The sequence below is a fragment of the Collinsella sp. AF28-5AC genome (assembly GCF_003457875.1).
Lineage (GTDB): Bacteria > Actinomycetota > Coriobacteriia > Coriobacteriales > Coriobacteriaceae > Collinsella.
Window position 1 is genome coordinate 116,556 of sequence record NZ_QRTA01000002.1, and the last position, 23,817, is coordinate 140,372.

The 23,817-nt window shown below is 59.4% G+C and carries 18 protein-coding genes; 11 read left to right on the forward strand and 7 right to left on the reverse strand.

Going from position 1 to position 23,817, the window contains the following annotated elements; all coding sequences use genetic code 11:
- The first annotated feature begins 71 nt into the window (after positions 1–71).
- Positions 72–1,073, forward strand: coding sequence for a LacI family DNA-binding transcriptional regulator (locus tag DWZ01_RS02480; RefSeq protein WP_117583550.1), 1,002 nt, complete (start codon positions 72–74; stop codon positions 1,071–1,073).
- 257 nt (positions 1,074–1,330) lie between these two features.
- Here DWZ01_RS02480 and DWZ01_RS02485 read toward each other — a convergent pair whose 3' ends face one another.
- The gene (locus tag DWZ01_RS02485; protein WP_022094682.1) at positions 1,331–3,091 is read right to left on the reverse strand and encodes a PTS lactose transporter subunit IIBC; all 1,761 of its coding nucleotides are present in this window, start codon (positions 3,089–3,091) and stop codon (positions 1,331–1,333) included.
- Between the two features lie 176 nt (positions 3,092–3,267).
- Positions 3,268–4,716 (reverse strand): 6-phospho-beta-galactosidase, encoded by a 1,449-nt coding sequence (gene lacG / locus DWZ01_RS02490; RefSeq protein ID WP_117847947.1) that lies wholly within the window; start codon positions 4,714–4,716, stop codon positions 3,268–3,270.
- A 344-nt stretch (positions 4,717–5,060) separates the two neighbouring features.
- Here lacG (DWZ01_RS02490) and DWZ01_RS02495 point away from each other — a divergent pair, with 344 nt between their 5' ends.
- Complete coding sequence (locus tag DWZ01_RS02495) at positions 5,061–6,089, forward strand: LacI family DNA-binding transcriptional regulator (protein ID WP_055310566.1); 1,029 nt, start codon at positions 5,061–5,063, stop codon at positions 6,087–6,089.
- Between the two features lie 267 nt (positions 6,090–6,356).
- Here the strand turns inward: DWZ01_RS02495 and lacG (DWZ01_RS02500) are convergent, their stop codons facing one another.
- Both lacG (DWZ01_RS02500) and DWZ01_RS02505 read right to left on the reverse strand, forming a co-directional pair.
- Positions 6,357–7,796: a 6-phospho-beta-galactosidase gene (gene lacG / locus DWZ01_RS02500; RefSeq protein WP_117847948.1), complete on the reverse strand. Its 1,440-nt coding sequence runs from the start codon at positions 7,794–7,796 to the stop codon at positions 6,357–6,359.
- A gap of 66 nt (positions 7,797–7,862) precedes the next feature.
- Positions 7,863–9,638: a lactose/cellobiose PTS transporter subunit IIB gene (locus DWZ01_RS02505; RefSeq protein WP_022094686.1), complete on the reverse strand. Its 1,776-nt coding sequence runs from the start codon at positions 9,636–9,638 to the stop codon at positions 7,863–7,865.
- 358 nt (positions 9,639–9,996) lie between these two features.
- Between DWZ01_RS02505 and DWZ01_RS02510 the strand changes: the two genes are divergently transcribed.
- The 7 genes from DWZ01_RS02510 (at position 9,997) to DWZ01_RS02540 (ending at position 16,434) form a co-directional block, all read left to right on the forward strand.
- A complete protein-coding gene (locus DWZ01_RS02510) occupies positions 9,997–11,001 on the forward strand; it encodes a LacI family DNA-binding transcriptional regulator (protein ID WP_117847950.1) in 1,005 nt (334 codons plus the stop codon).
- A gap of 214 nt (positions 11,002–11,215) precedes the next feature.
- On the forward strand, positions 11,216–11,554 hold the full coding sequence (locus DWZ01_RS02515; RefSeq protein ID WP_055252615.1) for a PTS lactose/cellobiose transporter subunit IIA: 339 nt from the start codon (positions 11,216–11,218) through the stop codon (positions 11,552–11,554).
- 327 nt (positions 11,555–11,881) lie between these two features.
- Positions 11,882–12,862, forward strand: coding sequence for a hypothetical protein (locus DWZ01_RS02520; RefSeq protein ID WP_117847952.1), 981 nt, complete (start codon positions 11,882–11,884; stop codon positions 12,860–12,862).
- 307 nt (positions 12,863–13,169) lie between these two features.
- Entirely contained in the window at positions 13,170–13,598 is a 429-nt protein-coding gene (gene lacA / locus DWZ01_RS02525) for a galactose-6-phosphate isomerase subunit LacA (protein WP_006234830.1), read from the forward strand.
- Between the two features lie 63 nt (positions 13,599–13,661).
- Positions 13,662–14,186, forward strand: coding sequence for a galactose-6-phosphate isomerase subunit LacB (gene lacB / locus DWZ01_RS02530; RefSeq protein ID WP_006234831.1), 525 nt, complete (start codon positions 13,662–13,664; stop codon positions 14,184–14,186).
- Positions 14,187–14,563: 377 nt separating this feature from the next.
- Positions 14,564–15,445 carry an aldose 1-epimerase family protein gene (locus DWZ01_RS02535; protein WP_117847954.1) on the forward strand — a complete coding sequence of 294 codons (882 nt, stop codon included), beginning with the start codon at positions 14,564–14,566 and terminating at the stop codon, positions 15,443–15,445.
- A gap of 53 nt (positions 15,446–15,498) precedes the next feature.
- A complete protein-coding gene (locus DWZ01_RS02540) occupies positions 15,499–16,434 on the forward strand; it encodes a hexose kinase (protein WP_055252629.1) in 936 nt (311 codons plus the stop codon).
- Positions 16,435–16,701: 267 nt separating this feature from the next.
- On the opposite strand, the gene DWZ01_RS02545 is transcribed toward DWZ01_RS02540, so the two are convergent.
- The 3 genes from DWZ01_RS02545 to DWZ01_RS02555 form a co-directional block, all read right to left on the reverse strand.
- Positions 16,702–18,003, reverse strand: coding sequence for an ATP-binding protein (locus DWZ01_RS02545; protein ID WP_117847955.1), 1,302 nt, complete (start codon positions 18,001–18,003; stop codon positions 16,702–16,704).
- Between the two features lie 281 nt (positions 18,004–18,284).
- On the reverse strand, positions 18,285–19,913 hold the full coding sequence (locus DWZ01_RS02550; protein ID WP_199412368.1) for a UDP-glucose--hexose-1-phosphate uridylyltransferase: 1,629 nt from the start codon (positions 19,911–19,913) through the stop codon (positions 18,285–18,287).
- A complete protein-coding gene (locus DWZ01_RS02555; RefSeq protein ID WP_117847957.1) occupies positions 19,904–21,109 on the reverse strand; it encodes a galactokinase family protein in 1,206 nt (401 codons plus the stop codon). Before DWZ01_RS02555 ends, DWZ01_RS02550 begins: the two co-directional genes overlap by 10 nt.
- Positions 21,110–21,492: 383 nt before the next feature.
- On the opposite strand from DWZ01_RS02555, the gene DWZ01_RS02560 reads away from it, so the two are divergent.
- Both DWZ01_RS02560 and DWZ01_RS02565 read left to right on the forward strand, forming a co-directional pair.
- On the forward strand, positions 21,493–22,479 hold the full coding sequence (locus DWZ01_RS02560) for a LacI family DNA-binding transcriptional regulator (protein ID WP_117847958.1): 987 nt from the start codon (positions 21,493–21,495) through the stop codon (positions 22,477–22,479).
- 129 nt (positions 22,480–22,608) lie between these two features.
- Positions 22,609–23,769 (forward strand): FprA family A-type flavoprotein, encoded by a 1,161-nt coding sequence (locus tag DWZ01_RS02565; protein WP_233506159.1) that lies wholly within the window; start codon positions 22,609–22,611, stop codon positions 23,767–23,769.
- Positions 23,770–23,817: the final 48 nt, after the last annotated feature.

Sequence of the window (23,817 nt, forward strand, 5' to 3'; positions counted from 1 at the left end):
TCGGGCAGGTAGTGTATGCTAGAACGCAAAAAGCAAGCGATGCAAAACCGACTGGAGAAGTAGTGGCAACGATGGACAAGAAAAATGTCTCAATGAACGATGTGGCGATTGCTGCGGGTGTTTCTCTCAAGACGGTTTCGCGTGTGATCAACGAGCCCGATAGCGTGCGAGAGTCGACACGCGATAAGGTTCATTCCGCAATGGAGGCGCTCGGGTTTCGAACCAACTTTGCCGCGCGTTCGCTCAAGTTGGGCCGTTACGGGTGCATTGGCGTGGTGCTGTTCCACTTGTCGGGCGGTGCCGTGGACATGATTGACGGTATCGCAGATGCCGCCGAAGAACGCGGCTTTGCGCTCACGATGATCAAAAAGCGGGCGGGGGAGAAGATGACCCTTGCCGAAGCGGCGCGTAGGATGTCGCAGCTGCCTGTTGATGGCATGATCTTCAACCTGCGTCAGATGGTCGATGACTTTGATACTTTTGAGGCACCGAAAGACCTCAAGACGGTGATTATCACACCGATGGAACATCCTACCTGCTCCACCGTCAGTGACGACCAAGAGGGCGGCGCGCGCATGGCGTGCGAGTACTTCTTGAACCACGGGCATAAAAACGTGTACTTCGTCTCTGGTAAGAAAGAGTCGTTGTCGAGCCAGTGCCGTATGAAAGGTTGGCGTGCGGCACTCGAGGCGCGTGGCATTGAGCCGCCCGAGCCTCTGCAAGGCGATTGGAATGCGGATAGTGGCTATGCCGCGGGCCTTGTGCTTGCCGATAAGCCCGATTGCACGGCGGTCCTCGCTGCTAACGACTGCATGGCAAACGGCGTGATGATGGCTCTACGTGACAAAGGGCTCAGTGTGCCCAATGATGTGTCCGTGATCGGCTTCGACGATGAGCTCTATAAGACGATTCCCAACTCGATTCTGACGTCGGTGAAGTTTCGCCACCGCGAGCTGGGCGTCCGTGCGCTCAACGAGGTCGTCGCGGGTCTGGAAGCTCCGAGCTCCAGAAGCCGTACGCTCGTCTCGGGCGTGTTGGTCGAGCGTTCCAGCGTAAAGGACTTGCGGGCGTAGACGTGCTCGGCCTATTCCGTTTGTCTCGATCTGTAACAACTAGACGGTCAAAAGTGGTCTACATGTTACAGATTGAGATTTTCGGCTTGGCCTGTGCGTTCATTTCGATCTGTAACAGCTAGGACCGAAAAACTCGGCTAGATGTTACAGATTGAGATGAACAGGAGGACGGGTGCGGTCTAAACAAAATGGCCCGCGCATCACGCATCGATGCACGGGCCATTTTTTTTCTGCGAGCGGCAGGTGGCGTCAGCGTCTTATGCCTCGAGGTTTTCCTCGATCCAGGCGACGGCACCCTTGGGGTCCTTAGTGAGGTCGATGTACTGTTTGCCCTTGGGCGACAGCAGCGTGATGCCCAGGCGGTCGGTGTCGGCCTTCATCTCGTTGTAATAGGTGCGAACCTGCGGAGCCAGGACGATGACGTTGTACTGGTCCATGATGGCGTAGTGGCTGCCGTAGGCACCGGCGTTGGCGGTAATGTCGATGCCCAGCTCGTCGGCGCCTTCCTTAAGCGCGTTGGCGAGCAGTGCAGAGGTGCCGGCGCCAGCGCACAGAACCAGAACCCTCAGATCCTTGCCCTTAAGGGCGGACGGAGCTGCGGAGGCCTCAGTGGCAGAAGCGGTCTCGACAACAGGAGCCTCAACGGCGGGGGCGGCAGCGGTCTTGACGGCCTTGGTCTCCTCGGCCTCTTCTTCGGCCAGGGTCTCGGCCTCCTGCTTGCACAGGACGTTGTCGTAGGCCTTGCAGAACGGGTAGTAGATTAAGAAGTCAACGACCAGCAGGACGACAACCAGGACCAGAGAGATCGGCTGGAAGTTGGTGTCGATGAAGGTGCCGATCGGTCCGGGGAGTGCCCACGGCATGGCATAGATAAAGCCGTTCATGCCCAAAAAGTCGATGAAGAACTTACCAATGAGGACGTTGGCCACGGGGGCAAACAGGAACGGGATCAGGAAGTACGGGTTGAGGATGATGGGCGCGGCGAACAGCAGCGGTTCGTTGACGGCGAACATCACGGGTACGACAGAGGCTTTGCCGACGGCCTTGAGCTGCTTGGAGCGCATAAAGAGCAGGAAGATGATCGGGACAATGAACGTGGCGCCGGTGCCGCCGAGTTCGCCGATGTAGTTACCGAAGTTCTCGGTCAGGGCGAGGGCGGGGTGACCGCCGGCCTGCAGCGTGGCGAGGTTGGTGGTGATGTTGCCAAACAGCGCGGCGTTGAGGGCAGGCTTAACGACCGAGGGGCCGTGGATGCCCATGAACCAGAACAGCGGGATCATGAACCAGATGAGGGCGAGGCCGGCGTAGGAATCGGCAGCGGCGAACAGCGGGCTCACCAGCGTGGAGATGACGTTGGCAAACGGGACGGCCAAGCAGGTGCGGCAGATAACGTCGATGACGGCGACAAACAGGATGGAGAAGCTGAAGGCGAAGATGTCGCGGAAGTTCTGGGCGATGGCGCCGGGGACTTCTTTGGGCAGCTTGATGGTGATGTCTCGCTTAATGCAGAAGGCATAGATGTTGACCGTGGCAAATGCGGCGACAAAGGAGCTCAGTAGGCCCTTGGTGCCCATGTTGTCGGTAAAGAACACCGAGACATCGGCACCGTCGATCTTGGCACTCGTCTGGGTAACGGCCAAGATGAGCATAGCGCACATGGCGGCGACCATGGTGCTCGTGGCGTTGATGGCCTTGCCGGCAGGCATGCGGCGGTTCTTGGAGCCGGTCAGCGCGCTTGCGGTGGTGCCGGCGACCATGATGCCCACGACGCCCATCGTGAAGTTGTAAACCTTGTTGCAGAAGTTCACGACGTCGACGTTCCACCAGTCGGGCAGCGTAAAGCCGCCGACCGTGGCGACAACGCCCGGCAGGGTCGAAATAAGCAGGAAGACAGAAGAAGACAGGATGATGGGCATTGCTGCCAAAAAGCCGTCTTTAATGGCCTGAAGGTAGATGTTCTTAGAGACCTTGTCGAAGTACGGCTGACCTTTCTCCAAGAACTTAACGATCGATTCCATAGTTCACGCTCCTCTTTGCATGAAATCTTAATGGCATGGACGTTGAAAACCTATATGGTCTCCCGCTTGCTAAAAGCCCGGGTGCAGGCGGGGTCGGTCCCAGGGGGAGAGAGGGGAGCGGCTGGGTTTGTATCGCATAGGGCCGCTCCCTTCTCGGGGGAAAGCGAGGCGATGCGCTACTGCGCGTCCGCCATAGTGTCGGCGAGCTCCTTGTACCAGAGTGCCGACTGCTTGATGTAGCGTTTTTGCGTGTCGAAGTCGATGTAGAACAGGCCGTAGCGCTTGTTATAGCCATTGGCCCACGAGAACTGGTCCTGCAGGCTCCAGATAAAGTAGCCCTGGACGTCGACGCCCTCGGCGCGCGCCTGGAGCACCTTCTCCATGTGCTGGTCGACAAAGTCGATGCGCTCGGGATCGGCGACGATGCCGTTTGCGTCGGGCTCGGGGTCCTTGTGGCCCAGGCCGTTTTCGGTGATATAGATGACGGGGAGGTTGGGATAGGTGGCGCTGATGTGCTTGAGCGTGTCGTAGAGGCCTTGCGGGTAGATGAGCCAATCCCAGTCGGTGGTGGGGATACCCGGCATATCGACCTGCTGCCCGACGCCCTTAAACTTAAAGCACGAGGTGCCCTTGTCTCCGGTGCCGTTAAAGCTGTTGGTGGACTCGCCATCGTAGGCGGCGATAAACGCCGACTGATAGTAGTTGAGGCCGAACATATCGTTGCGGGGCGCCGCCTTGGCGAGCTCCTCCATGTCGCTGTCCTCAACCGTAAGCGTGGCGTTGTTGGCACGCAGAATCTCGTTGATGAGTGAGAGGGTGCGCGCGGAGTAGTGGCCCAGGAAGGCGCCGTCCATGATGAAGTCGGTGTAGAAGGCGTTGTACAGGTCGGCGGCGTGCTGGTCGGCGGGCGAGTCGGTGGCAGGATATGCCGGCGTCAGGACGTTGACCATGCCAATGCGGCCGCCCAGGTGCTCGGTCTCGTCAAGATCCTTATACAGGTTGACGGCGCGGGCGTGGGCAACGAGCTCGTTGTGCTGGCTCTGGATGCCGCTCGTCACATCAAAGTGATGGTTGGGCGGGAAGTTGCCTTGGATGTATTGGGAGTGCGAGAGGCTGATGAGCTCGTTGATGGTGAACCAATTCTTGACCTCGCGGAACTCGCGGAAGCAGAACTCGGCATAGCGCACATAGGCGTCGACGGTCTTGCGGTTGAGCCAGTCGCCCTGGTTGAACAGGGCGGCGGGGGAGTCAAAGTGATGCAGGGACACATAGGGCTCGACGCCATGCTTTTTGCAGCAGGCGAACAGCTCGTGGTAGTGCTTAACGCCCTCGGCGAGGGGTTCGGCATCGTCGCCGTTGGGGAAGATGCGGGTCCAGGCGATGGACACACGAATGGCGTTGAGTCCATGCTCGGCAGAAAGGCGGATATCCTCCTCGTAGCGGTTGTAGAAATCACTGGCCGGGTCGGGCAAAAAGCGACCCTGGGCGACAAGGTAATCGTCCCACATGGTCTTACCCTTGCCTGCCACCTTCGTGGAACCTTCCGTTTGGTACGCGGCGGTTGCGGCGCCCCAAACAAAGCCCTTCGGCAGCTGCTGTACGCGGTTTAGCAAAGACATATGCATACACCCTCTCGTCTCGCTGTTCGATATTGTGCGTTTGCGCTCAGGAGGCTCCCTGGTTAGCGTTCAGCGGTGAAAAAGCCCGATAAACACTATCTTAAAATGATTAGAACCAAAATGAGCACGTGAATATTTGACAATGAGCACGTTAACATCCGGCTGGGATGTATAGAAACAAAACAACTTCAAACAGCCGCGAACGGTTGTATTTGTTCGGTAAGCGGTTTTGATTGACAGAAGTTTTCATGTTGTGGTATATGGCTCGGGTATCATGAGCACGTTATCAATGTATGTACGATGCGCCATGGGCGCGGGGAATAGTTGGGAAGCAGGTTAGCGTGGAAGGCATGGCTCAGCAGACAAGGAATGGTCATTCGGCGAGCGCGGCAGAGGTTGCGGCGCTCGCTGGCGTGAGCCGCCAGACTGTGTCTCGCGTGGTCAACGGTATGCCCAACGTGACGGAAAAGACGCGCAAGCGTGTGCTGGCCGCCATGGAAGAGCTGGGCTTTCGTCCCAATTTTGCTGGAGCGGCGTTGCGCGGCGGGTCGTATCGTTCTATTGGCCTGTGCATGTACAACATCACACGTGTCGGTAACCTGGCGACGCTCGAGGGTATCATGCAAGCGGCGCGCGAGCACGATTTTGCCGTCACTATGATCGAGATGGGCGGCGACAAGCCCTATACACTTGCCGATGCCTCGCGCCGCATGGTCGAGCGACCCGTCGACGGCATGATTCTCAACATGAACCGCATGGCTCCCGATTTTGAGGAGTTTGTTCCCCAGCCGGGAGTGCGAACGGTCATCCTGTCCATGTATGCGCATCCGCGCTGCACGACGATCGACTCCGACCAGTATGGTTCGTGCGAGCTGTTGACCAATTATCTGCTGGAACATGGTCACTCGAATATGCGGTTTGTGGCGGGTCCGGAAAACTCGATTTCCTCGCGTTTTCGTGAGGCCGGTTGGCGCGATACGCTGGGTCGTGCTCATGTCGATGCCGCTCCGATGCTGCGTGGCGATTGGAGTGCGGACAGTGGGTACGCCATGGGCGAGCGGATTGCGGCCGAGGTGCTTGCCGGCGGGTCGCAGGCGCCGACTGCCGTGCTTGCGGCAAATGACCAGATGGCGCTGGGCGTTATCGCCGCGCTCGAGAACGCGGGCCTGTCCGTGCCCGACGACGTGAGCGTGGTTGGTATCGACGACGCACTCGAGGGACTTGTTCCTCACAATCGGCTGACGACGCTGCGATTTGATTTGCGCGGTGTCGGTAAGCTTGCGTTTGAGGCGGCGATTGGAGAGAGCTCGTCTATCGAGGCGATTCATGTGCCGAGTACGCTGGTCGAACGCTCGACTGTTAGGGACATACGGGGTTAGGTCCTACTCCGTTTGTCTCGATTTGTAACAGGTAGACGGTCAAAAGCGGGCTACGTGTTACAGATTTAGATTCTTCGGAAAGAGCAATCCTGTTCGTCTCAATCTGTAACAGCTAGGACCAAAAAACTCGGCTAGATGTTACAGATCGAGACAAACGGCTCCCGACCAGCCAAAAAACAAAAAGACCGGGGGCGGCGCGCCGTGTGACGTGCCGCCCCCGGCTGAGAAATGGGGACAGGTTGTGTGAGCGGGCAACCCCGCCAGCCACTAGTCCAGACGACGGGTCTGCGCCACGTGCTTGTACCAGTAGGCGCTTGCCTTGGGCGTGCGCTTCTGGGTTTCAAAGTCAACGTAAAAGAAGCCGTAACGCTTGTTGTAGCCATTGGTCCAGGAGAATTGATCCTGCAGGCTCCACAGGAAGTAGCCGCCCACGTTGACGCCCACCTCCATGGCCTTGAGCAGCCAACGCAGGTGCTGCTCGATGTAGTCGATGCGCGGCTGGTCGTCCACAAAACCGTTCTTGTAGGGGTCCTTGTAGCCCATGCCGTTCTCGGTGATGAAGATCTGCTTGTAGTTGGGGTAGCGCTGCTTAATGTAGACGAGCAGATCGAACAGACCCTCGGGATAGATGATCCAGTCCCAGTCGGTGGTGGGGATGCCGGGCTTGTTCACATGCTCGCCAATGCCCTTGACGCGCCAGCGACCGGTGCCCTTCTCGCCCGTACCGTTGTGGTGCAGGTCGTTCTCGCCATCGTAAGCCTTCAAAAAACGGCACTGATAGTTGTTAACGCCCAGGTAGTCGTTGTGGAGCGCTGCCTCGCGCATAATCTCGAGGTCCTCGTCCAAGATCTCGATGGTGCCGCCGGAGACTGCAGCCAGGCGGTTGGCGCACTCGAGGGTGTCGGGGGCATAGTCGCCGCGGAAGGTGGCGTCGAGCAAAAACTGGTTCTGCAGCACGTGCTCGTTGTTGGCGGCCTTGATGTCGGCGGGGTCGTTCTCGTTGAGCGGGTACTTAAACTCCAGCGACTGAATGACGCCGATCTTGCCCTTAAAGCCGCCGTTGTGGAAGGCCAGCACAGCCTTGGCGTGGGCGAGCATCATGTTGTGCTCGCACTGGAAGGCCTCGGCCAGATGAGCTTTGACGCCACCGGGGAAGGTGCCCTCGATGTAGGTGTTGGAGGCGTCGGCCCAGATCTCGTTAAAGGTGAACCAGTAGGTCACCTGGTCGGCGTACTCCTTAAAGCAGAAGGTGGCAAAGTCCACAAAGGCGTCGATGGTCTCGCGGTTGAGGAAGTCGCCCTTCTCAAAGAGGGGAAGCGGCGTGTCAAAGTGATGCAGCGTGACGAACGGCTCAACGTGGTGCTTGTGGCACTCGGCGAAGAGATCGTGGTAGAACTGGACGCCCTCGGGGTTGATTTCGCCGGTGCCGTTGGGGAAGATGCGGCTCCAGGCGATGGAGAGGCGAATGCCGTTGATGCCGAACTCCTCGCACAGCTCCAGGTCGACAGGGTACTGGTTGTAGAAGTCCGAAGCGGGATCGGGGGAGAAGCGCCCCTGGGCCTCCAGAAAGTCGTCCCAGGCAACCTTGCCCTTACCGTGAGTGCGGGTCTCGCCCTCTACCTGGTAGGCAGCGGTGGCGCCGCCAAAGACAAAGTCCTCGGGAAACTGCGCGGGCGGGTTGGTGACGCTAGCAGGATTAACGGACATGATGATCCAATCGTCTAAATCGAAGGGCCAGCCGGTCTTGGATGGTCGGCTGGCCCTGGGCGTTACTTACTTCGAAAGTTGCTCACTCACGAAGGCGAGAGACTTGTCGCCGTTCTGGGAGAGCTCGATGTACTGCTTGCCACGGCAGGCGACGCACTTGTTGCCCACGCGCTCACAGTCCTTCTGCAGGTCGGCCAGGTAGCTTGCGGCCTGCGGGGCCAGGACGACCAGGTCAAAGTCGGGGAGCATGTCCACGTGGTTGCCATAGGCCTCGGCAGCGGTCTCGAGGTTAATGCCGCGCTCCTTGGCGGCCTTGGCCAGCGCGTTGGCGAGCAGGCCCGAGGTTCCGCCGCCCTGGCAGAGCACGAGCACGCGCTTGCCGTTGAGGTCGCTGGCGGTCGTTGTCTCGGCAGCGGGTGCTGCGGAAGCGGCGGGGGAGTCGGCCTTCACGGCCTCGGCAGCAGCGCCGGCGGCAACGCTCTTGGCGTCAGCCTTGCCCTGGAAGGCATCGTTGAGCTTGGCGGCCTTCTCGGCGTTCTTGGCGGCGAGCTCCTCCTGGGAGATCTCGGCCTCCTCGGCGCACTTCTGGGCGTCATAGGCACGGAAGAACGGGTAGTACAGAACGAAGTCGACGACCAGGATAAGGGCGAGCATCACAAAAGCGAGCGGCTGGAAGCCCAGGCCCATGATGGTGCCGATGGGGCCGGGGACGGTCCAAGGCAGGGTGTACATAAAGCCGTTCATGCCCAAGAAGTCGATAAAGATCTTGAGGATCCAGATGTTGGCGATCGGGGCAAAGACAAACGGGACAAAGAAGACGGGGTTGAGCACGATGGGCGCGGCGAACAGCAGCGGCTCGTTGACGGCAAAGCAGACGGGGACGATGGCGGCCTTACCGACGGCGCGCATCTCCTGAGACTTGGCCAGGAAGCAGAACATAAAGACCAGGACGAGCGTGGCGCCGGTGCCGCCCATGCAGACGACGAAGTACTGGGCACCCTGGGTCAGGACAGCGGAAGCGTGCTGGCCGGCCTGGAACGCAGCCAGGTTGTCGGTCATGTTGGCAACGAGGGCGGCGGCGATGGCGGGCTCGACGATCGAGGGGCCGTGGACGCCCACGAACCAGAAGAGGCTCATAGCGCCGTAGATCACAGCGAGGCCGATGTAGCCGTCGGCAGCGGTGAACAGGGGCTGGAACACCTGGATGACGCCCTGGGCAAAGCAGAAGCCAAAAGCAGCGCGGAAGGCGATGTCAAAGACCCAAAAGACGGTGATGCAGACGGAGAAGGGGATGATGTCCTTAAAGGTCTGCGAGATGTTGGGCGGAACCTGCTCGGGCATCTTGACGGTGATGTTGCGCTTAATGAAGAACTTGTAGATGATGCCGGTCACAAACGCAGCGATAAAGGCGGTCAGCAGGCCTTTGGAACCAAGGTAGGTGGTGTTGAAGCCGCTGGCAGCGTCCGTGGCGATCGTGTCGCTCGAAAGGAGCAAGAAGCCGATGATGGCCGCGCACATGCACGAGATGAAGTTGATCTGGTTGTTCTTGGGCAGATCGCGGTTCTGAGCGTCGGCGAAGTGCTTGGCCGTGGTGGCGGCACAGGCGATGGCCAGGATGCCCATGGAGTAGTTGTAGCACTTCCATAGGGCGTTGTTGATGTCATCGGGCCAGTAGAAACCCCAGATATTGGGAACCGAGGCTACCAGGCAGAAGATGGACGAGAAGATGATGATGGGGATGACGGAGATAAAACCGTCGCGGATCGCCTTGAGGTACTTGTTGCGGGCGATCGCGTTGAAAAAGGGCTGGCCCTTTTCGATGATGGCGATGAGTTGCTCCATGCAATGCTCCTAAGAGTCGGTGGGTTAGCAACGATGGTAGCTTTTGGCGTCCGGTTGCCAAAATGTTGACGTTGCCATTTTGCGACACAAAAAAAAGACGCGAACCGGTGATTCCTGTGCCTGCGAACCGTCGATTCCTTACGCGTAAACGTTTGAGCCGCCCGGTGGCTCTGTGTTTGCACAATGGCAACGTTAACATTTGGTAGACAAAAGCCGTTCGGGGAAGCAAAAATGTCGGTGAACGGTAGGTTTTGGGTGGTGAGCGTATGGTGGGGGAGGCGTTGGATATACTTGAAGACGTTTCATTTGACTGCGCAAGGTGCCACCAATGGCATCGTTGACATAGAAAGATCGACCTATGGCCGCTGTTAAAAAATCGGTATCCGTCAAAGACGTAGCGCGCCTCGCGGGCGTCTCGGAGCAGACAGTCTCGCGTACGGTGCACGATTCGCCCAGCGTGCGCCCCGAGACCAAGGAACGCGTGCGTGCCGCCATGCGCGAGCTGGGGTATCGCCCCAATTTTGCCGGTCGATCGTTGCGCCGTGGCAAGTTTAAGACCGTCGGCGTCGCCATGTTCAACATTACCGGCACCGGCAATCTCGACCGTATGGAGGGCTTTGCCGCAGCGGCCGACAAACATGGCTATGCCATCACCCTCACTAAAGTAGACGGGCATCCGTATACCCTCGAGAGCGCATCGTCGCGCATGAGCGCACTGCCGGTGGATGGCATGGTTGTGATTATGAACCGCATGCCGGCGGACTTTGGAACCTTCGAGCCGCTGCCCGGCATGCAGACGGTGCTCGTTACGATGTTGGAGCACCCGCTCTGTTCAACGGTCGATAACGACCAGTTCGATTGTTCGCGCCAGGTGGTCGAGTATTTGCTGGGGCAGGGACACAAGACTGTGCACTTTATCTCGTGTCCCGAGCGCTCGCTTTCGGGCATGCGGCGCGAGGAAGGCTGGCGTGAGACATTGCGTGCGCATGGCATTGAGCCCCCGCAGCTCGTGCGTGGCGACTGGACGGCGCAGAGTGGATATGCTGCCGGCCAGGCGCTTGCGGATGATCCGACCTGCACGGCCATTTATGCCTCCAACGATGCCATGGCATATGGCTGCATCCGTGGGCTCGAGTCGCGCGGGAAGTGCGTGCCCCAGGACGTGAGCGTGGTGGGTGTTGATGACAGCCTGGGCGATATCGTGCCCGATTGTCGCTTGACCACGGTGCGCTTTGACAACAAGCGCGTCGGCATGTGGGCGGTTGACAAGATTGCCGGCGCCGAGGGCGTTGAACCCGGTGTGGAGCACATGCTGTTTCCGGGCGTGCTCGTCGAGGGCGATACGGTGCGCGATGTACGCTAGGGCGCGGGTCTGTTTGGGTTTCCGCTAATTGTGTTCGATATTGTTTAAATTGGTTTAAAAACCGTTCAGGGTCGAAAAGTGACCGTTCATAGCTCGAAATTACGTTTTGCGCTGTTCTTTTTTGTTTGAATGTTATTGTTTCTGTCATACACAACGCAGCGCGTATGCCCGGACGCGATGCTCTCCATTGGTTCATATGTGAAAGGAACGCAACATGGCAACCAAAGAAGAAATCTCGATGGTTGGATTCGAGATCGTCGCATACGCAGGTGACGCCCAGACCGATCTGCTTGCAGCGCTCGATGCTGCTCGCGAGGGTGACTTTGAGAAGGCCGAGCAGCTGCACAAGGATGCCAGCGATGCGCTCATCGGTGCCCACGACACGCAGACCAAGCTGCTTTCGCAGGAGGCCGGCGGTGGCGAGATGGAGATGACCTTCATCATGGCTCACGCTCAGGACACTCTCATGACCACTATGATCCTGGAGAAGCAGGCCCGCTTTACCATCGATGCCTACAAGCGCATTGCCGAGCTCGAGGCCAAGCTCGCCTAACGAGCCCTCACAACCAAGTCCCCTTCCAAAAGCTCTGCCGCTACCCGCGGCAGGGCTTTTTCTGTCCTCCTCCAAGTTGCGGTGAAATAGGGACTGAATAGGGGCCGGCGGGCGCAAAACAATCCCTATTCCACCGCAACTCATCCCGAGATAGTCATTGGGGACGTTCTTAAACGACTGGTCATTGGGGACAGTCTTGGTGCGCTCCGTTCGTCCTCCCGTTCGATTTTTGCTCGGTGGGTATACTTCCTTTCGCATTAAACGCCGGACTGAGGAGGTATCCAAATGCCGGATAACGGGTCAATACAAAAAAGAGACGCGCACGAGATGGCTCATGGGCGTCCTGTCCAGATAACCGAGCACACGACGGTAACCGAGCTGCAGCCCAGCCTGTCCGATGTCGTGTGCGCAAACAAAAAGCTGCAGATTGGCTTTATCGTTGCGCTTGTGGTCCTGGCGCTGCTGTCGGGCTTTGTGGCTCGTCCGCATTTCGCCGATACCAAAACTTGGGACTCCACCATCGAGGTCATCGACCAAAAGAAGGGTAACGTACTGGCGCTCACGACCTCGTGCGTGGCGCTGTCTGCGGGCATTACCGCGCTGCCGGGCGATACGGGAACGCCGGTTGCCGAGCAGCTCGCGCAGCTTTCAGGCAACCTTGGTATCGTGCTTGCCGTGCTCTACCTAGAGAAATACCTGCTAACCATTTTGTGGTCGGTCGGCCTGGGCATCTTAATCCCGTTTGCGTTGGTGCTCTTTGCGGTGTCGCTCGGCATTCACGGGCGCTGGAGCACGAGCACTGTCCTGCGCCGTGTGGCGACACGCGTGCTGGTGGTTGCCGTGATCGGCATGGCGCTCGTGCCCGCGAGCGTATGGGTGTCGCAAAAGGTCGATGAAACGTATCGCGTAAGTATTGAGCAAGCTGAGCAAAAGGCTGCGGACGCGGCCGACACCACGGACAAGTCAGCCGAGACCAGCTCAAAATCGAACAAGAAAAAATCCGAGGCCACGGAGTCCAAAAACGTGTTCGAGCAGTTGACTGATGGGGCATCGAGCCTTGTTACGTCGGTGACCAGCGGCGCCAAGCAGATGACCGATGAGATCGTGCGGCAGGTGACCGATCTGATTGAAGGCGTCATCGTGATGATCGTGACCTCGTGCGTTATCCCGCTGCTGGTGCTCGTGGCGTTCCTATGGCTAGGACACGTGCTGCTGGGGATCGATATTTCCGGCCCGGCGAACTATTTGACGGGCCGTTTCTTGAGTGCTCCTTCCAAGCACGCCAAAAAGGGCGGGCAGTCCGAGTAGCTAAAACAGCTGTATATACCGGGGAATACCGCCGAAGGGCGGCCGAGACGCGTTCTCGGTCGCCCTTTTGTTTGTTGAACACATGGTCGCTGCGTCCGCGCCCGGCTCAAACGGTCAGCAATCATCCGTGAACGGTATTTGTTCAAAAAAGAACAAAGATAAACAAATAGTTGTTGCAGTTACTGTTCGAATGTGTTCAAATAAACATGAACAGTGAAGAACCGCACATTCAGATGCCCGGACCTGAACGCGATTCAACACTTCCAAACAGAAACTACGCACCTGCGTATCTCTCAAGGAGGATGTCATGAGGGTTGTAATCGCTTCCGATGCCGACGGTATGTCGATGAAGGAGTCCATCAAGGAGATGCTCATCGCCGACGGTCACGAGGTCGTCGACTATTCCGAGACCCCTGCCGCGGACTTTGTCGATTCCGCGACCGCCGTTGCCAAGGACCTGCTGGAGCACAAGGATTCCCAGGGCTTCGCATTCGATAAGTACGGCGTCGGCTCCTATATGGCCGCCGTCAAGATTAAGGGCATGGTCGTCGCCAACATTTCCGACGAGCGTTCCGCCTACATGACCCGCGAGCACAACGGCTCGCGCATGGTCACCATGGGCCCGGGCGTTGTGGGCACCGAGGTCGCCAAGAAGATCGCCCGCGAGTTCCTGCGCGCGCAGTACGCCGGCGGCCGTCACCAGATCCGTGTCGACATGCTCAACAAGATGGCCTAACGAGAGCCACCGAGAACTCGAACTTCTACCTCAACTTGTGAATTCAGACGAAAGGACGTTCTGATGAAGAAGACCATCGCAATCGGTTGCGACCATATCGTTACGGACGAGAAGATCTATCTGGCCGACCGCCTGGAGCAGGCTGGCTACAAGGTGCTCGACTGCGGCACCTACAGCCACACCCGTACGCACTATCCCATCTACGGTAAGGCTGTGGGCGAGGCTGTTGCCAGCGGCAAGGCCGACTTTGGCGTGGCCCTGTGCGGCACCGGCATCGGCATCACCAACGCCGTCAACAAGGTTCCCGGCGCCCGCTGCGCCCTGGTCCGCGACATGACCTCTGCCCTGTATGCCCGTCGCGAGCTCAACGCCAACATCGTGGGCTTTGGCGGCAAGATCACCGGCGAGTTCCTGATGGCCGATATCATGCTTGCCTTCCTGGAGGAGCCCTACGAGAAGACTCCCGAGCACGATGCCCTGATCGCCAAGATCGATGCCTGCAACAAGGCCGACGCCGAGGCTCAGGCCGACCCGCACTTCTTTGACGAGTTCCTCGAGAAGTGGGACCGCGGCGAATATCACGACTAATTAGGTTCCGGCGTTCTGCCGAACGCCGGACCGGTCGACGCTGCGCGGCGCTCAGGCACCCCATCTCGCCGCTCAAACCGGCGCTCGCGTACATGAAGTACGCGTCGCTCCTCTTTCGCGGCGACCTGGGGCACCTGAGCGCCGCTCGCTGACGTTTGAGTGACCTGCGAGATCGCCCCTGTTGTTGCGAAGTGTTCTGGTACGGCGAGCTGCTCCGATAACACGTTTGCTTGCTTGGCTTGAGTGCTTCGCTCTTGGCTGTACTTGGCGATTTGCAGCTTTTCAATTGACGGCTCGCGTTTCTGTGAGGGGGCGAGGGCCGGTTTTCTATCAGCCCTATTGACTTGGCGGGCTGTCGTAAGAAAGGGAAGGCTCCTATGGAGTTTGTTCTTGATAACGGTTCTATTCGTGTGGCACTGAGCACGGCTGGCGGATCGTTCACTTCGATTAAAGCCAACGGTCGCGAGTACCTGTGGCAGGGCGACCCGGCGGTCTGGTCGGGCCAGGCACCCATTTGCTTCCCGATCTGCGGCGGCCTTCGTGACGGTCACGCAATGACCATGGGCGGCCGCGAGGTAAAGCTCGCCCGCCACGGTTTTGCGCGCAAGCAGGAGTGGAAGCTCGAGGAACAGAGCGACAACATGGTTGCGCTGAGCCTAAGCTCTGCCGACCATGCCGAGTTGCTCGAGCAGTACCCGTATCCGTTTAAGATCGTTGCTCGTTACACGATCGATTCGGAAAAGGTGAACGTGTCCTACGAGGTGACCAATGGGGGCACCGAGGACATGCCATTCTTTGTGGGCGGTCACCCCGGCTTTAAGTGCCCGCTCGACGAGGGTGAGTCCTATGACGACTATGAGCTCCGTTTTGAGCAGCGCGAGGCCGACGAGCTGTGTACTGCCGTTCCCTCGACGGGCCTGATTGATGTTGAGCATCGCAGCAAGAACCCGATGGTCGGCCACGACTTGCCGCTTACCCACGAACTCTTCGACTTCGCGGAGACCATCTTTGACGTGCTTGAGAGCCGCGTGGTTACGCTGACCAAGAAAACTGAGGACAAGGGCGTGCGCCTGACGTTCCCCGATATGCCATACCTGATTGTGTGGAGCAAGCCCGAGGGCGACTTTGTGGCTGTTGAACCGTGGGGCGGCCTGTCCACCTGCTCCGACGAGGACGATATTCTGGAGCACAAGCGTGGCTGCCTGGTGGCCAAGCCGGGAGAGACCGTCACTCGCGGCTTTGAGATTGAGATCCTTTAACGAGTTATCGTATGTTTGGGGCGGGTTATGCCGCCCCGGAACAGGAGTTCAACATGATTCTGACCGTTACCATGAACCCGTCGATTGATACGCGCTATCAGCTCGACAAGCTGATCATCGACGATGTTAACCGTGTTACGCCCGAAAAGACCGCTGGCGGCAAGGGCCTCAACGTGAGCCGCGTGCTGCTGCAGTTGGGCGACGACGTGCTCGCGACCGGTCTGCTCGGCGGCCACATGGGTGCCTATATGGCCGAGCTTATGGATGCCGACGGCGTCAAGAACGACTTTGTGCCCATCGCCGGTGAGACGCGCATTTGCCTGAATATTCTGCACGAGGGTAATCAGACCGAGCTGCTGGAGAGCGGCCCGCAGATCGCCCCGGCCGAGCTCGAGGCCTTTACGGCCAAGTTCGCCGAGCTTGCAGCGAAGGCGGACGTTGTGACGCTTTCGGGCTCGCTGCCGCGCGGCGTCGATGCCGGCTATTATGCCGAGCTCGTTAAGATCGCCGAAGAGGCGGGCGCCAAGGTGCTGCTCGACACTTCGGGTGCATCGCTGGAGGCCGCGCTGGAGTCCGACGCTAAGCCTGAGCTCGTAAAGCCCAACCTGACCGAGATTAACGGTCTGCTGGGTACGTCCTTTACGACCGATGATGTCGATGCCCTGCGCGAGGCGCTTGCCGCCGATGACCGCTTTGCCGGTATCCCCTGGGTCGTCGTTTCGATGGGCGCTGCCGGTTCGGTGGGCTTCCATGAGGGCCGCGCGTTCCGCGCCAAGACGCCCGCGATTGCGGCTGTGAACGCGACGGGTTCCGGCGACTCGACCATCGCCGGCTTTGCGCATGCCATTGCTGCCGGCGCCGACGACGTCACGGTGCTCAAGACCGCCAATACCTGCGGCAAGCTCAACGCCATGGATCCCAAGACCGGTCACCTGGTCATGGACCGCTGGGATGAGATCTTCAACAACGTTGAAGTAACGGAGCTGTAGAGTTACGCGGTTTTACCAAACCGCGTAACCGGCCGACGCTGCAAACCCGCCAGAGCGGCAATCTGCCTTTCAACTGCGGCGGCATGACCAGAAGGTCAATGCCGCCTTGTTTCAAGGCACCTTGCTCGCTCTGGCGGGTTTTCGCTGTCGTTGCCAAAACATCGGCGTGGTCATTGGGGACGTTCTTAAATGACTGCGGCAGATAGGGACGTTCCTTTTCTGCTGGCAGTTTGGGACACTCCTTACGGGACACCCCCTCCACAGCGCCTATGCCAGCTTGTCGATTTGCCCAATCTCCCAGAGCGGAATGTTGACGAGCGTGCCCTCGTCTCTATATGCCGCTAACGATGTTCTCACGCAGCGCTCGAGCTTGAACTTCTCGCAGGCAATCCTCAGGCTCTTTGCTTTGAGGTTCTCTGCCGCCTTGACCTCGAGCGGAAGCACGGTCCCCGCATGGTCGATGGCAAAGTCAGTCTCTGCATTGCCGGAGGAGGATGACCAATACGCGGGAGTTTTGCCTTGGAGCAAAAGCTCCTGTGCGACGTATTGCTCGGTCAGCGAGCCTTTGAACTCCGTAAAAACAGCGGGCCCGTTCAGAACAATGGCTGGCGAGAGGCCGGAGAGTGCTCCGAGGATGCCGGTGTCGATGCAGAACAGCTTGAAGCCCGAGAGATCCTCGTAGCTTGTGAGCGGTGCTCTTAGGGCGGAAACACGTGGTACCTTATGAACGATTCCATAGTCCATGAGCCACTGGAGGCTTTCCTCAAAATCGCGTGCGCGCGCCCCGGGACGGAGCGCACCGTAGACGAACTTCTTGTTTTCCTTTGCGAGCTGGCCGGGAAGGGATTTCCAAACCAGCCTCATGCGCTCGACGATGCGGGCTGGCGCATGCTTGCCAAAATCGGATTCGTAGGCTTCGATGATTTGCTGCTGAAGCCTGCGGGCCTCGATGAAATCGTGGGAGGCGGCGAAAGCGGAGACAACTTCTGGCATGCCACCGACAACGAGGTATTCCTTGAGCAGGCGCTCGAGCTTTTCGGAAACGTTTGCCAGCAGGTCCATGTCTGCGGCAAGGATGGCATCTGCGAGCGGATCGCCATCGACGGCGCGAACGAACTCGACAAACCCCATGGGGCGCATGGTAAGCTGGTCAATCTTGCCGACGGGGAACGACTCGTTTTCGCGTCGGAGCGCGAGCCCCATATAGGAGCCGGCTGCCACGATATGGTATTCCGGCGCCAGCTCGTTGAAGTATTTGAGCGAGGTGATGCCACGCGGTGCCTCTTGGATTTCGTCGAAGATGATGAGTGTGTCTGTCGGCGTTATGGTCTGGCCGCGCAGGAGCTCTATCTGGGAGATGATGCGTTTGGGGTCAAGGCTTCCGTCGAACAGCGAGCGTGCGCCCGGTTCGAGCATAAAGTCAAAACGGATGACGTTTTGATACTGCTGGCCTGCGAATTCGTTGAGAAGCCAGGTTTTTCCTGTCTGGCGGGCCCCCTTAAGCAGGAGGGGCTTGCGGTTTGCCCTAGATTTCCAAGCGATGAGTTCGTCCATTAGCTGTCGCTGCATACTGCCTCCTAACGATCATGGTTAGTATAAGACCGTGTTGGTCTTTCCATCGAAAAATGTGGGAATGAACCACGTTTTTCCATCGAATAATGTGGGGGTTTAGGTCGGCACCTGGGGACGTTCTTTTTCTGCCGGCAGTTTGGGACACTCCTTGTTTTGGTGCAAATTAGCTACCCTTGCATCAGAGAAAACGGCGCCCGCCGGCGATGTTGCCGGCGGGCGCCGTTGTCGTGTAGGTGGCTATGTCGTGGGGGCTGCCGTTGAGCGTCCGGGTCTGTGCTCTACAGCGAGTCGATAAAGCGCTGCTGGGCGGCGCGGCCGGCTTCGTCCCACTTAAAGACGCCGGCGTTGTCGAGCACGTGGCCAAACACCACGCCGACCTCCTCGTGCAGGATATCGATGGCGTTGTCTGCCGTAAGCTCGTCGGCGCGGCGGGCAAAAACGTCTTCGGCCCATGCGGCGTGGCTGCGGCATAGATCATCGCCCTCGAGCGCGCTAGCAAGGTCGTAGCTGGCATCGACCTTGGCCGCCAGCAGGTGCTCGCGGACAGCGCCGAGCTCGGGAACCAGGCGCGGCGGAAGAATGGCCAGGCCCATGACCTCGATCAGGCCGATGTTCTCCTTCTTGATGTGGTGGTACTCAGCATGCGGGTGGAATACGCCCAGCGGATGCTCGTCGGTCGTGATGTTGCAGCGAAGCGCCAGGTAGGCCTCGTAGATTTCGCCGCCGGCATTGCCGCGGGAGTCGACGCGGCGGATGACGGGCGTCACGGTGTTGTGCGCCACGCCGTCGGCTGTGTGCGCGATGACGCCCACCGACTCATCGGTCCACTCGCGCCAGGCGAGGATAATCTTCTCGGCGGCGTCGAGCAGCTGGGCGCGGTCGTGCGAGCGCAGCCGCAGCACCGAAAGCGGCCACTGCAACACGGTACCGCTGACCTGGTCAAAGCCGGGCACGCTAAACTGCGTGACCTCGGCGGCGTGCATCATGGGGAACTCGTGCGCGCCGCCCTGGAAGTGGTCGTGCGACAGAATCGAGCCGCCCACGATGGGCAGGTCGGCGTTGGAGCCAATAAAGTAGTGCGGGAACAGGTCGACAAAGTCGAGCAGGCAGGTCAGCCCCTTGCGGTCGACGTGCATCGGACGATGCTCGGAGCTCATGGCAATGCAGTGCTCGTTAAAGTACGCGTACGGGCTGTATTGGAAGCCCCAGCGCTCGCCGTCGAGCTTAATGGGGATAACGCGCAGATTCTGGCGGGCGGGATGGGCGCCGCCGTCGGCTGCAGCGGAGCGTCCAGGGTAGCCCTCGTTTTCGATGCAGAGCTGGCAGGCGGGATACTTCTCGCCCGTGTTTTTGGTGGCACCGGCCGCGGCAATATCGCGCGGGTCCTTTTCGGGCTTTGACAGGTTGATGGTGATCTCCAGGTCACCCCAGTTGGTGGAAGTGCTCCATTTGATGTTGCGCGCGATGGCGGCGCGGCGCACGTAACCGGCGTCACAGCACAGGCCGTAGAACCAGTCGGTCGCGGCGCGGGGCTCGTTGACGCCCATGCGGCCGTTGAATTCCTCGTTTACAACCGAAGGCCTCGGCATGAGCGCGCCCATGATGCGCATGGCGATGCGGTCGCGGCCCGATGCCGTGTCCTCGGCGGCGCCGTTGGCAATGGCGGCCTCGGCAAGCGCGGCGAGCGTGCCCTCCAGGTCAAAGTTGGGCAGGGTATCGGGGTGCAAGAGCGAGAGTTTCTCGACCTGGAGCGCCCAGGCCATGTCGAGCGCCGGGCCCGTAGCACCGATGCACTCGAGAATGGTGTTATACGCCCAGATGCGATCGTCCTGGCCGATCATCGATCGGTGGATGGCGTACTCGATCAGGTTCTGCGCGGCTTCGCGCACGTCAGTCATTACAGCCATGCCGCGTAAGCCCCCTTGTCAGAAATTGCGTAGTGGCGGGCAGAGCCCTCGCCCAGCCAGCCGTTCATCTTGGCGATGAAGGTGTCGACCAGGTCGAGCGGCACGAAGGCCTGGATGGTGCCACCAAAGCCGCCACCGTGGATACGAACGGCGCCGCGGCCGTCGAGCACGTGCTCGGCCAGCGCCAGGGCATACATCGAAGGCTGCTCGGAGCCCAGCTTGGCAACGACATTCTGCAGGTACATGGCAGAGCTGGCGCCGGACTCGCGCGTCAGGACCAGGAACTGATCGATGTCGCCGGCGTTCAGGGCTGCCCAGCGCTTATCGACCAGGCCGTTCTCGTACCAGTAGTGAACGGCGCGCAGGCAGGCGCGGTCGCCCAGCTTGGCGCGCAGCTCGGGGAGCTTGGCGTCAAAGTCGGCAACATCGACCTCGCACAGGCGTGCCTTGCCAAACTCGGCGGCGACGTCTTGCATCTCGCGCGGAACGGCAGCGTAATCGTCGGTGGCGGCCACGTGGTCGGCACCAACCTTAACGAGCACGAGCGCATAGCCGTGATCCTCAAAGTTGAGTTCGAGCTTCTGGGTTTTAGGCTGAGCCTGGTCCTCAAAGTCCATGTAGGCAAGGCCGCCCAGGCACACAGCGGCCTGGTCCATCAGACCGCAGGGCTTGCCATAGTAGTTGTTCTCGGTGCGCTGGCTCATCTGGGCGAGCGCGACGGGCTCGATGGCGGGTGCGCCCCAGAGCGTCTCCATGGCGCGACCGTATGCCGCCTCGACAGCAGCAGAGCTCGAAAGGCCGCCGCCCGAGGGGACAGAGCAGGTGAAGGCGAAGTCGAAGCCCTGGGGCTCAACGCCCAGAGCAGCGATTTCGTGGGCCATGCCGCGGACGAGGCTCGCGGACGTGCCCTTCTCGGACTCTTGAATACCCAGCGTGTCGAGCGTGATCTCAAACGTGGGATAGCCCTCGTCGGCGACGCGAATCTTGTTGGTGTCGGTCGCTACGGCAATGCCGTCAACGGCGACATCGAGCGAGCCGGCGATGACGTGGCCGCCCTCGTGGTCGGTGTGGTTGCCACTGATCTCGGAACGGCCGGGCGCGTGCACATAGAGCACCTGGCGGTCGCCGATGGGGCCAAACTCCTCCTCAAACAGTTTGGTGAGCGTGGCGAATGTCTTTTCGTCGGGGGTGGTCATAGGAGTCCTTTCCTTGGTGCGCACGGGCGAGTTTTGCGTCGTTATGAGTACGTTAACAACTTGAAGCGGCGTGAACCAAGTGTTCACGATACCGCACGTTACGGGCTATGTTAACGTACTCATAACACAACTCTTGTCACTTTTTGAGAATCTGGTAATCGGTAGAAATTCAGCCGTGAACGGTATTGTCGTATGGACTTATAAAGCAGAAGAGATGCGGATTGAAAAAGTAGAGTACGTTAACATGCGTCCGACGATAGCGGGCCTCGGCGCGGGCTAAACTCCTGCCCGGGCCGGCATTCACGCTATTCAGATCTCGCAAGGGTGAAGGTGATCCTGTGGCAAGGCGCCCGTCCAACGATACAGGTACGCGTCCGGTCTCCATGGCCGACGTCGCTCGCGCTGCTGGCGTTTCGCAGCAGACGGTTTCGCGCGTCGCCAACGGCTTGCCCAACGTTAACGAGCAGACGCGCCAGCGCGTGCAGTCCGCTATGCGAGAGCTCGGCTTTCGTCCGAGTTATGCCGGTCGCTCGCTGCGCGACGGTCGATACCATTCGGTTGGCCTATGCGTCAACGATGTCACCAAGTTTGGCAACCTCTCAATGATCGACGGCATCGCCAGCGCTGCTCGCGAGCATAATTGTGCCATCACGCTGGTCGAGATGTCCAAGACCGAGGAGTTTTCGCTTGCCGAGGCCACGCGTCGTATGGCCGCATTGCCGGTGGACGGCATCATCATCGGCATGAGCCGCATGGCGCCCGATTTTGAGACGTTTGATCCACTGCCGGGCATTGGCACGGTTATCGTCACCATGTACGCGCACCCGCGGGTGACCACGGTCGACTCCGATCATTACGGCTGCTCGCTCTTGCTTATGGATCACCTGTTTGAGCTAGGGCACGAGCAGATTCGCTATATTGGCGGCCCGTCGTTCTCAGTCGACGAACAATTTCGTCGCGCCGGTTGGCAGGATGTACTCGAGCGTAAACACATCGAGCCGGCAGAGCCGCTCGAGGGCGACTGGTCTGCCAACAGCGGCTACGAGGCCGGCAGGCACCTGGCCGAGCACGATCACACCATGACGGCGATTTACGCGGCAAACGACCAGATGGCAAACGGCGCAATTGCGGCGCTGCGCGATAGCGGCCTGCGTGTGCCCGAGGACGTGAGCGTGGTGGGCGTCGACGATTCGCTCGATGATTTTGTGGCACACAACGAGCTCACGACCGTGCGATTCGATCTGCATCAGCGCGGACGCGAGGTGTTTGAGCATGCGGTTCCCGAGGCGGGTACGGCGGGCAAAACCGTTGCCATTCGTATTCCCGGCCAACTCATCATTCGACATAGTACGGCGATACCGCATGCATAGTTTGTGCAGGTAAACGGCGATTTATCGCATTTCAATAACAATCGGTAAGGATGTCGGTAGATAGCTGTTGGGATGTAGCCGAGTGCTATGATAGACGGGCTCTTTTGTCTATCTAGGAGGCTTTGCCTGATGGAGATCACCAAGGATATCCGCTACGTTGGCGTCGACGATCACGACATTGACCTGTTCGAGGGCCAGTACGATGTGTCCGAGAACGGTATGGCATACAACAGCTACGTTATCTTGGGCGAAAAGATCGCTGTCGCCGATTCAGTCGACGGCGGCTTTGTTGATGAGTGGCTCGGTAACATCGAAGCCGTGCTCGATGGCCGTACGCCCGACTACCTGGTCGTCCATCACATGGAGCCCGATCACTCCGCCGGTATCGCCGCTTTTATGGAGCGCTACCCCCAGGCCCAGATCGTGGCAAGCATGGGCGCTTTCCGCATGATGGTCAACTACTTTGGCACCGACTTCCCCGAGCGCAAGATGGTCGTCAAAGAGGGCGACGTGCTCGACCTGGGTGGCCACAGCCTAACGTTTGTCGGCGCCCCCAACGTGCACTGGCCCGAGGTGATCTTCTCCTACGAGTCCACCGACAAGGTGCTCTTTAGTGCCGACGGCTTTGGCAAGTTCGGCGCCAACGACATCGAGGACCCGGAAGGCTGGGCTTGCGAAGCGCGCCGCTACTACTTTGGCATCGTCGGTAAGTTCGGCAAGTTTGTGCAGACCGTGCTCAAGAAGGCCGCCGACCTGGATATCCAGATTATCTGTCCGCTCCACGGCCCCGTACTGACCGAGAACCTGGGCTATTACCTCGACACCTATAACACCTGGTCGAGCTACCAGCCCGAGGACGAGGGCATCACGATCGCCTATGCGAGTGTGTATGGGCATCTGAAAGCTGCCGTCGAGGAGCTCGCCGCAGCGCTTGAGGCTCGCGGTCAGAAGGTCTCCGTCTTTGACCTGGCTCGCGACGACATGGCCGAGGCCGTTGAGGATGCGTTCCGCTATGACCGTCTGGTGCTCGCCTCCATCACCTATCAGGGCGAGATCTTCCCGTTCATGAGCACCTTTATCCACACGCTTGCCGAGCACGCCTATCAGAACCGTACGGTGGCGCTCGTTGAGGCCGGCTCCTGGGCGCCCACCGCTGCCAAGGTTATGACCAAGGAGCTCGAGGGCATGAAGGACATCACCCTGGCGCAGAACAAGGTGACCGTGCTGGGCTCGCTCAACGACGCCTCGCGCGCTCAGATCGAGGTTCTCGCCGACGAGCTGTCCAAGTAGCGACACATTCACTTCTGATGCTCAACCACCACAAAGGAGACCTTTGTG

Excerpts from the sequence above, each read along its gene's own strand:
- DWZ01_RS02515 (WP_055252615.1), top strand. The coding sequence starts at position 11,216 with ATGGCAACCAAAGAAGAAATCTCGATGGTTGGATTCGAGATCGTCGCA.
- lacG (WP_117847948.1), bottom strand. The coding sequence starts at position 7,796 with ATGTCCGTTAATCCTGCTAGCGTCACCAACCCGCCCGCGCAGTTTCCC.
- lacA (WP_006234830.1), top strand. The coding sequence starts at position 13,170 with ATGAGGGTTGTAATCGCTTCCGATGCCGACGGTATGTCGATGAAGGAG.
- DWZ01_RS02565 (WP_233506159.1), top strand. The coding sequence starts at position 22,609 with ATGGAGATCACCAAGGATATCCGCTACGTTGGCGTCGACGATCACGAC.
- DWZ01_RS02510 (WP_117847950.1), top strand. The coding sequence starts at position 9,997 with ATGGCCGCTGTTAAAAAATCGGTATCCGTCAAAGACGTAGCGCGCCTC.
- DWZ01_RS02485 (WP_022094682.1), bottom strand. The coding sequence starts at position 3,091 with ATGGAATCGATCGTTAAGTTCTTGGAGAAAGGTCAGCCGTACTTCGAC.
- DWZ01_RS02505 (WP_022094686.1), bottom strand. The coding sequence starts at position 9,638 with ATGGAGCAACTCATCGCCATCATCGAAAAGGGCCAGCCCTTTTTCAAC.
- DWZ01_RS02480 (WP_117583550.1), top strand. The coding sequence starts at position 72 with ATGGACAAGAAAAATGTCTCAATGAACGATGTGGCGATTGCTGCGGGT.
- lacB (WP_006234831.1), top strand. The coding sequence starts at position 13,662 with ATGAAGAAGACCATCGCAATCGGTTGCGACCATATCGTTACGGACGAG.
- lacG (WP_117847947.1), bottom strand. The coding sequence starts at position 4,716 with ATGCATATGTCTTTGCTAAACCGCGTACAGCAGCTGCCGAAGGGCTTT.
- DWZ01_RS02520 (WP_117847952.1), top strand. The coding sequence starts at position 11,882 with ATGGCTCATGGGCGTCCTGTCCAGATAACCGAGCACACGACGGTAACC.
- DWZ01_RS02535 (WP_117847954.1), top strand. The coding sequence starts at position 14,564 with ATGGAGTTTGTTCTTGATAACGGTTCTATTCGTGTGGCACTGAGCACG.
- DWZ01_RS02560 (WP_117847958.1), top strand. The coding sequence starts at position 21,493 with ATGGCCGACGTCGCTCGCGCTGCTGGCGTTTCGCAGCAGACGGTTTCG.
- DWZ01_RS02555 (WP_117847957.1), bottom strand. The coding sequence starts at position 21,109 with ATGACCACCCCCGACGAAAAGACATTCGCCACGCTCACCAAACTGTTT.
- DWZ01_RS02495 (WP_055310566.1), top strand. The coding sequence starts at position 5,061 with ATGGCTCAGCAGACAAGGAATGGTCATTCGGCGAGCGCGGCAGAGGTT.
- DWZ01_RS02550 (WP_199412368.1), bottom strand. The coding sequence starts at position 19,913 with ATGGCTGTAATGACTGACGTGCGCGAAGCCGCGCAGAACCTGATCGAG.
- DWZ01_RS02545 (WP_117847955.1), bottom strand. The coding sequence starts at position 18,003 with ATGCAGCGACAGCTAATGGACGAACTCATCGCTTGGAAATCTAGGGCA.
- DWZ01_RS02540 (WP_055252629.1), top strand. The coding sequence starts at position 15,499 with ATGATTCTGACCGTTACCATGAACCCGTCGATTGATACGCGCTATCAG.